At 62.2% G+C, this 8201-nt stretch carries 9 protein-coding genes and 1 tRNA gene; 3 read left to right on the forward strand and 7 right to left on the reverse strand.

Translation table 11 applies throughout. The annotated features are described in order from the left end of the window. Positions 1 to 291 precede the first annotated feature (291 nt). The 3 genes from ENZ75_RS13000 to ENZ75_RS13010 all read right to left on the reverse strand — a co-directional run bounded on the left by ENZ75_RS13000 (position 292) and on the right by ENZ75_RS13010 (position 1296). Positions 292 to 366 (reverse strand) — tRNA-Glu (locus tag ENZ75_RS13000). A 90-nt stretch (positions 367 to 456) separates the two neighbouring features. Continuing rightward, a complete protein-coding gene (locus ENZ75_RS13005; protein WP_063169153.1) occupies positions 457 to 864 on the reverse strand; it encodes a VOC family protein in 408 nt (135 codons plus the stop codon). Positions 865 to 912: 48 nt separating this feature from the next. Next, positions 913 to 1296 carry a fimbrial protein gene (locus tag ENZ75_RS13010; protein ID WP_013529257.1) on the reverse strand — a complete coding sequence of 128 codons (384 nt, stop codon included), beginning with the start codon at positions 1294 to 1296 and terminating at the stop codon, positions 913 to 915. A gap of 27 nt (positions 1297 to 1323) precedes the next feature. Here ENZ75_RS13010 and ENZ75_RS13015 point away from each other — a divergent pair, with 27 nt between their 5' ends. Then, positions 1324 to 2364 (forward strand): RluA family pseudouridine synthase, encoded by a 1041-nt coding sequence (locus ENZ75_RS13015; protein WP_013529256.1) that lies wholly within the window; start codon positions 1324 to 1326, stop codon positions 2362 to 2364. Positions 2365 to 2565: 201 nt separating this feature from the next. Beyond that, a complete protein-coding gene (rpoH, locus tag ENZ75_RS13020; RefSeq protein WP_013529255.1) occupies positions 2566 to 3477 on the forward strand; it encodes an RNA polymerase sigma factor RpoH in 912 nt (303 codons plus the stop codon). A gap of 136 nt (positions 3478 to 3613) precedes the next feature. Here the strand turns inward: rpoH and ENZ75_RS13025 are convergent, their stop codons facing one another. From ENZ75_RS13025 to ENZ75_RS13040, 4 genes are all read right to left on the reverse strand, one after another. Next, positions 3614 to 4486, reverse strand: a complete 873-nt coding sequence (locus tag ENZ75_RS13025) for an MBL fold metallo-hydrolase (protein ID WP_063169154.1) — start codon at positions 4484 to 4486, stop codon at positions 3614 to 3616. A gap of 143 nt (positions 4487 to 4629) precedes the next feature. Next, positions 4630 to 5289: a peroxiredoxin gene (locus tag ENZ75_RS13030; protein ID WP_013529253.1), complete on the reverse strand. Its 660-nt coding sequence runs from the start codon at positions 5287 to 5289 to the stop codon at positions 4630 to 4632. A 224-nt stretch (positions 5290 to 5513) separates the two neighbouring features. Then, positions 5514 to 5879, reverse strand: coding sequence for a cell division protein ZapA (locus tag ENZ75_RS13035; protein ID WP_013529252.1), 366 nt, complete (start codon positions 5877 to 5879; stop codon positions 5514 to 5516). Positions 5880 to 5890: 11 nt separating this feature from the next. After that, complete coding sequence (locus ENZ75_RS13040; protein WP_013529251.1) at positions 5891 to 6163, reverse strand: DUF4164 domain-containing protein; 273 nt, start codon at positions 6161 to 6163, stop codon at positions 5891 to 5893. 263 nt (positions 6164 to 6426) lie between these two features. Between ENZ75_RS13040 and tkt the strand changes: the two genes are divergently transcribed. Continuing rightward, positions 6427 to 8201, forward strand: a 1775-nt coding sequence (tkt, locus tag ENZ75_RS13045) for a transketolase (protein ID WP_128278129.1), incomplete at its 3' end; no start/stop codon positions are given.

The following is an 8201-nucleotide window of genomic DNA, read 5'->3' on the forward strand; positions in this document are numbered from 1 at the left end:
CGCCAGACTCGTCCCAAGCGAAACGATAAGCTATTTTCTGCATTTCAACCTCCTACAGCTACTAAAGCGAAAACTAATATTCGCCGTGAGTTGCGGGGACGTTAAGGTTCCGGTTTCGCGTCCGTTAACATTTGCCAGACGAATGAAATAAAGGCCGGGTTGGTTGGTGCCACTGGGAGTTTTTAAGGCTGCGGCTACCTGTGCAGAGCGGGTTTCCCGGACGCCACAGTATCGAGGCTCCGCGACTTCAGAAACGAAATCGACGGCATCCTGCAAATTTGTCGAAAAACTTGGTACGCCCAAGGGGAATCGAACCCCTGTTCCCGCCGTGAGAGGGCGGTGTCCTGACCGCTAGACGATGGGCGCGTTCAAGAACCGGCGATATAGGCTGAGCGCTGGGAAAAAGCAACTGGGGTTAGGCCGCTTTCCCCGGTCGAGGAAAAGCCGGCCGTCAGCCTATCGTTTCGGTTCGATCAGATCCCAGAGATTGCCATGCAGATCGGCGAAAACCGCCACCGTGCCGTAGGGCTCGAAGCGCGGTGCTTCGCGGAATTCGACGCCCTTCTCCAGCATCGCCGCGTGGTCGCGGGCAAAGTCGTCGGTTTCCAGGAACAGGAAGACACGCCCGCCGGTCTGATCGCCGATACTTTTGCTTTGCGCCTCGTCGGAAGCCTCGGCCAGCAGCAGCCTGGCGCCCTGCCCGTTGGCCGGCGCCACTGTGACCCAGCGCTTGCCGCCGCCGAGATCGACATTTTCGACGAGCAGGAAACCCAGCCTCTCGACATACCAGGCAATCGCCTCGTCATAATTGGCGACGACCAGGGCGACCGTGGCGACGCGACGATGTTCGGCGAACCCGCTCATCCCCGAGGCTTGCTCATGGGCCTGCTGCCGTTCATCGTTGCGGCTCGGTCACTTGTTGCGGATCGCAAAGCGGCCGATCAGGCGTCGCTCAGTGATGTCGTAGACGAAGATCGTGCGGCTGCCGTCGGCAAGCTCGGCGTCGATCGAGACACGGTTGCCGGACAGCGACTGGCTGACCACCTTGGCCCCGACCGGCAGCACGATGTCGCCGCTGACCGGTTCGCCGGCGGGTGTCTGGATATCCCCGGCCAGCGGCGGGTTCGCCGGCGGTGCATTGCGCGCTTTGTAGACAAGGGCGCCGATCACCACCATAAGGGCGAGGAACAGCAGGCCGAGATTGATCCCGACGAAGCGGACGAGTTTCCTGCGCACCTTTTCGACCTCGGGGTCGAGCGGCTTATCCTGGTCTTCTTCGGCGATCGGGCTGGCCATGGCAAACAGTTCCGGAACGGTTTTTCAATGAGCGCTCATAACGAAGAGGCCCCTGAATTGATAGAGGCGGTACCGACCGTGCTGGTGGCGGATGCGGACGCGGCCGGTCAGCGCCTCGACCAGTGGCTGGCGGCAAGGCTTGGTCCGGACATGTCACGCAGCCGCGTGCAGATGCTGATCAGGCAGGGCGCGGTCTCGGTCGACGGCAAGCTGATCGATGAGACCAAGCGCAAGATGGCGCCGGGCGAAAGCGTGTCGGTTACCATGCCGGAGCCGGAGCCGGCGGAGCCGCAGGGCGAGAACATCGCACTCGATGTGCTTTATGAGGACGACGAGCTGATTGTCATCAACAAGCCGGCCGGGCTTGTCGTGCACCCCGGAGCGGGCAACTGGACCGGTACGCTGGTCAACGCGCTGATCCATCATTGCGGCGACAGCCTTTCCGGAATTGGCGGCGTGCGGCGGCCAGGCATCGTTCACCGCCTCGACAAGGAGACCAGCGGCGTCATGGTGGTCGCCAAGACTGACCGCGCCCACAAGTCACTCTCCGAGGCTTTCGCCGATCACGGCCTCACCGGCGATCTCGAACGTGCCTATCTGGCGCTGGTCTGGGGCATACCGCAGAGGCCGACCGGAAGGGTCGACGCGCCTCTCGGCCGCGCCGCCGACCGCGTGCGCCGTGCCGTGGTGCCGGAAGGACGCGACGACGCCCGCCATGCGGTCACCCACTTTGCCGTGCAGGAGCGCTTCGGCGAGAGCCAACAGGAGTTCGCCACCGCCAGCATGGTCGAATGCCGGCTGGAGACCGGCCGCACCCACCAGATCCGTGTCCACATGGCGCATATCGGTCATCCGGTGATCGGCGACCCCGATTATGGCCAGGCCTTCCGCACCAAGGCCAACCGGCTGCCGGAACCGCTGAAAAGCCAGGTCAAGGCATTTCCCCGGCAAGCTTTGCATGCCTGGCTCCTTGCATTTCGCCACCCCACTACCCATCTAACGATGAGGTTCGAGGCGCCGTTACCGAGGGACATGGAGGAACTCGTCGGCGGCTTCCGCAAACTCTGAACCCGTCACCGACAAGCCATCAAAAAACCTGACTGACATTGTTCACTTCACCGTGACACACTGTTTCGTGTTGAACAAATGCCTGTCTTTTCTGGTTTTGTTCCTGTATAAGATCCGATGTCGCGGGCGAGCCTTTTGGTGCTCGCGTCACATGCCCGCCGCGTTTCGGGGGCATCACTCCAATAGAGAGGGGGCGCTATCATGGCCCAGTCATTACCCAGTATCGTTTCCGGCGAAGGCGGCCTCAGCCGCTACCTGGAAGAAATCCGCCGCTTTCCCATGCTGCAGCCGCAGGAAGAGTACATGCTCGCCAAGCGTTATGCCGAGCATGAAGACACCTCCGCTGCGCACAAGCTCGTCACCAGCCACCTCAGGCTCGTCGCCAAGATCGCCATGGGCTATCGCGGCTATGGCCTGCCGATCGGCGAAGTGATCTCGGAAGGCAATGTCGGCCTGATGCAGGCCGTCAAGAAATTCGAACCCGAGCGCGGCTTCCGCCTCGCGACCTATGCCATGTGGTGGATCAAGGCCTCGATCCAGGAGTACATCCTGCGCTCGTGGAGCCTGGTCAAGATGGGCACGACCGCCAACCAGAAGCGCCTGTTCTTCAACCTGCGCAAGGTGAAGGGCAAGATCCAGGCGCTCGACGACGGCGACTTGAAGCCCGATCAGATCGCCGAGATCGCCACCAGGCTGAACGTTTCCGAAGCCGAAGTGGTGTCGATGAACCGCCGCCTGTCGGGCGATGCCTCGCTCAATGCCCCGATCCGGGCGAGCGAAGGTGAGTCCGGCGAGTGGCAGGACTGGCTGGTCGACGACCACGAAAGCCAGGAAGAGATGCTGATCGAGCAGGACGAGCTGGAAAACCGGCGCGGCATGCTGTCGGGCGCTCTTGCCGTGCTCAACGAGCGCGAGCGGCGCATCTTCGAGGCCCGTCGCCTCGCCGAGGAGCCGCTGACGCTGGAAGAGCTTTCGTCCGAATTCGACATCAGCCGCGAGCGCGTGCGCCAGATCGAGGTGCGCGCCTTCGAGAAGGTGCAGGATGCGGTCAAGGCCGCCGCCAAGCGCCAGACCCAGGCGCTGCGCACCATTGAGGCGCAGCCCGCAGCCTAAAGCCGGCTAAAGGCAACAAGATCTAAAGGCGGCGCCAGGAAACTGGCGCCGCTTTTTTCTTGTGTGGTTGGCGAAAGCGGAGGCGACCCGATCTCCCCTGCAAGGGGGAGATTGCAGCTTCGCCGGCAGCGATCTCTCAAAGCCCATCCAGCGGAAACTTTAGATACCGCCGGCCATTCGCTTCGGGTTCGGGCAGCCTCCCGCCATTCATGTTGACCTGCAGCGCATGCAGGATCAGCCGCGGCATCGGCAGCGTCCTGTCGCGCGCTTCGCGCAGGGCGACGAACTCGGCCTCGCTGCGGACGGCGGCAAGATGGGTGTTGGTCGCCTTCTGTATGGCGACCGTGCTTTCCCACAAGGGTTCGCGGCCGCCGGCCTGATAGTCATGACCGACGAACACCCGCGTCTCGTCCGGCAACGCCAGTATGTCCTGGATCGAGCGCCAGAGCCGCGCGGCACTGCCGCCGGGAAAGTCCGTCCTCGCTGTGCCGCTGTCGGGCATGAACAGCGTGTCGTGGACGAAGGCGGCATCGCCGATCACATAGGTGATCGACGCCAGCGTATGGCCGGGCGAGAACAGCACCTTGGCCGGAAGCGTGCCGACCGTGAAGGTTTCGCCTTCACCAAACAGCCTGTCCCACTGCGAACCGTCGGCGGGAAAATCCGGCCAGTTGTAGATCGCCTTCCACAAATTCTGGACGTCGACGACCCTGTCGCCGATCGCTGTCGGCGCTCCGGTCTTCTCCCTCAGATAGTGCGCCGCCGAGAAATGATCGGCGTGCGGATGGGTGTCGAGGATCCATTCGACGCTCAGCCCCTGCTCGCTGACGAAGTCGAGCAGGATATCGGCATTCGTCGTTGCCGTAGCACCGGATTTCTCGTCGAAATCGAGGATCGGATCGATGATGGCGCAGCGTTTCGTCGCCTGGTCGGCGACGACATACTGGATGGCCCCGGTCGGCTTGTCGTAGAAGCCGCTGACCTGCGGCCTGGCCAAAGCTACGTCCAATTCTGGCTTCCCCAACTCTCGGTCGTCAGGAATGATTTTCTCTGACGACACCCGAGAGGAGCATGGTTGTCCGCTCGGGTGAGCCAGTCAAGTATCATTTCGCTCGCGGCGACAGGAAAGCCAAAAACTGTTCCGAGGAGCGGTCAGGCAGAGGGCTGCTTGGTCTTCCGCAGATACGGCAGGATGGTCTCATAAGCGCCGAAGCGCCTGATCGCGTCCTCGTTGGAGACGGCAGCGGTGATGATGACGTCCTCGCCCTGCTTCCAGTTTGCCGGCGTCGCCACCTGATGCTTGGCGGTCAGCTGCATGGAATCGACCGCACGCAGGATCTCATCGAAGTTGCGGCCCGTGGTCATCGGGTAGGTCAGCACCAGCTTGATCTTCTTGTCCGGTCCGATGACATAGACCGAGCGCACCGTGGCATTGTCGGCCGGTGTGCGGCCTTCCGACGTCTCGCCGGCACCGCCCGGCAGCATGTCGTAGAGCTTGGCGACCTTGAGGTCCTTGTCGCCGATCAGCGGGTAGTTCACCGAATGGCCGGTCGCCGTCTTGATGTCGTCCTGCCACTTGCCGTGGCTTTCGACCGGATCGACCGAAATGCCGATGATCTTGACGTTGCGCTTCTTGAATTCGCCTTCGAGCCCCGCCATCGTGCCAAGCTCGGTCGTGCAGACCGGCGTGAAATTCTTGGGATGACTGAACAGGATCGCCCATCCGTCCCCGATCCAGTCGTGGAATTTGATCGTCCCTTGCGTGGTCTCGGCGGTAAAATCCGGCGCAATGTCGTTGATACGAAGGCTCATGGTACATCTCCCCTGTAAACGGAACCCGTCGGCAGCGAGGAACGACAAGCGGCAACCCATGCTGCCATCGAACTGCCCCGCCCGGGCATCGTTGCATCTTAGCGCAAAAATCGTGACTGCAAGACAATATGAAACTCTTGTCGGTGGCAGGCGAGCATTTTTATGCTGCCGAATGCTCGGCACGCGGATGAGAGCCTGTTGGGCTGGACAGGAGAGATCCTGCCTCAGCTCTTGTTGACCGCCATTGTCACAGTCAGGTCTTCCATGCGCTGTGCCAGCGCGCTGAGCGCGTTGGTCAGCACGCTATCGCTCTTGTCGGCCTTGGTCAGAGCCTCGTCGCGGGTCTTGCGCAAGGTCAGCACTTCGCTTTCCATGCCCTTGACGCGTTTCTGCAACTCCGAGAGTTCATCCATCACCATGATGCCGGCCATCACGGTCAGCCGCTGATCGCCAATCTCGCCGAACGAGTCCTTCAGGTGTGAAACATAGCGGTCGAAACGTTCGGCAAGATCGATCAGATGCTCTTCCTGGCCCTCGTCGCAGGCCATGCGATACTGCTTGCCGTCGATTGAAACCGTGACCTGTGCCATCGGGCCAGCTCCTATCTGTCCAACACGGCGCGGATGGTTTCCATGGCGGTCACCAAACGTCGCGAGACTTCCTTGTTGGCATCTTCCAGCCGTTCGGCGCGCGCTTCGGAATTGTCGAGTTCCTGCGCCAGCCGCGAGCGATCGGCGTTCATCCGCTGCACCTCGGCCTCGGCTTCGGAGTAGTCGCGTTCATGCTCGAGCTTGGCCGCGACGGCGTTTTCCAGCCCCTCGATGGCCTTGCCCAGCCTCGCGATGACTTCCTTGAGTGTGGCTTCCCCGGTCATGGCCTTCGTCCTGTGCCCTGCCCATCACCGAATCGTTCACGTTCAGAACGCGTTATCCCTGAAACATTAGGCACCGGGTGAAGGCAACGTCAACAAAGCTCTCGCGACTGTCCCCCGCTAACGCTAATGTAGGTCCGCCGCCGGCATCACAAGACCGGCAAATGTGCACCCGATTTGTTGACTAAAAGCCCGCGCCTGCTATGTGTCGCGCACCCTTTTCAAGGGCTCTCCCAAGCCCCCAAACCCCCACTTCTGGAGGAACCATGACGTCGCGTGAACAACATGACCGGATGGCCAATGCGATCCGCTTTCTCTCCATGGACGCCGTCGAGAAGGCAAACTCCGGCCATCCCGGCCTGCCCATGGGCTGCGCCGACATCGCCACGGTGCTGTTCACGAAGTTCCTGAAATATGATCCGAAGGCCCCCCATTGGCCCGACCGGGATCGCTTCATCCTGTCGGCCGGCCACGGTTCGATGCTGCTCTATTCGCTGCTGCACCTGACCGGCTACGAGGACATGACGATCGACCAGATCAAGCATTTCCGCCAGTTGGGCTCGAAGACCGCCGGCCATCCCGAATACGGCCATGCCACCGGCATAGAGACGACCACCGGCCCGCTCGGCCAGGGTCTCGCCAATTCGGTCGGCTTCGCGCTCGGCGAGCGCATCATGAACGCAGCCTTCGGCAACGACCTCGTCGACCATTACACCTACGTACTGGCCGGTGACGGCTGCCTGATGGAAGGTGTTTCCCAGGAAGCCATCGCGCTTGCCGGCCATCTCAAGCTCAACAAGCTGATCGTCTTCTGGGACAACAACAACATCTCGATCGACGGCCCGGTCTCGCTTGCCGACAACACCGACCAGGTCGCCCGCTTCCAGGCCTCGGGCTGGAACGCCAGCCACATCGACGGCACCGATCCGGAAGCCATCGCCTATGCCATCGAAGCCGCTCGTCACTCCGACAAGCCGACGATGATCGCCTGCAAGACGACCATCGGCTTCGGCGCTCCAACCAAGGCCGGCACCAACAAGGCGCACGGTTCGCCGCTCGGCGCCGACGAGATCGCCGGTGCGCGCAAATTCTTCAACTGGGACTCGCCGCCCTTCGAGATTCCGGCCGACATCCTTGACGCATGGCGCGCCGCCGGTAAAACCGGCGCCAAGCCGCGCACCGACTGGGAGGGACGTCTGGCCAAGGCCGAGCCCAAGTTGAAGGCCGAGTTCGAACGCCGCCTCGCCGGCAAGCTGCCGTCGAATTTCGACGCCGTCATCGCCGACTACAAGAAGAAGCTGTCGGCCGACAAGCCGAAGGTCGCCACCCGCAAATCCTCGGAAATGGCGCTGGAGGTCATCAACGGCGCCGTGCCGGAAACCATAAGCGGCTCCGCCGACCTGACCGGCTCCAACAACACCAAGACCAGCCAGACCAAGAACATTACGCCCGACGATTACGGCCAGCGTTATGTCCACTACGGCATTCGCGAACATGGCATGGCGGCCGCCATCAATGGCTTGACGCTGCATGGCGGCCTCATCGCCTATGGCGGCACCTTCCTGTGCTTCTCCGATTATGCCCGCCCGTCAATGCGTCTGGCTTCGCTGATGGGCATCCGCTCGATCTTCGTCATGACCCATGATTCCATCGGTCTGGGCGAAGACGGCCCGACCCACCAGCCGGTCGAGCATCTGGCGGCATTGCGCGCGATCCCCAACCACAATGTCTTCCGCCCGGCCGACGCGGTCGAAACCGCGGAATGCTGGCAGATCGCCCTGGAGTCGGAAAAGACGCCGTCGACCTTGGCGCTGACCCGCCAGAACCTGCCGACGGTGCGCACCGAATTCACGGCCAAGAACCTCAGCAGCCAGGGAGCCTATGAGCTGGCCGCCGCCAGCGGCGAGGCGGCGATAACGATCTTCGCCACCGGCTCCGAGGTCGAGATCGCACTTGGCGCGCGCGAGCTGTTGGAAAAGCACGGCCATCCGACCCGCGTCGTCTCGGTTCCCTGCTTCGAACTGTTCGACCAGCAGAGCGA

The organism is Mesorhizobium sp. M7A.F.Ca.CA.002.04.1.1 (genome assembly GCF_004022805.1).
GTDB classification, from domain to species: Bacteria; Pseudomonadota; Alphaproteobacteria; order Rhizobiales; family Rhizobiaceae; genus Mesorhizobium; species Mesorhizobium ciceri.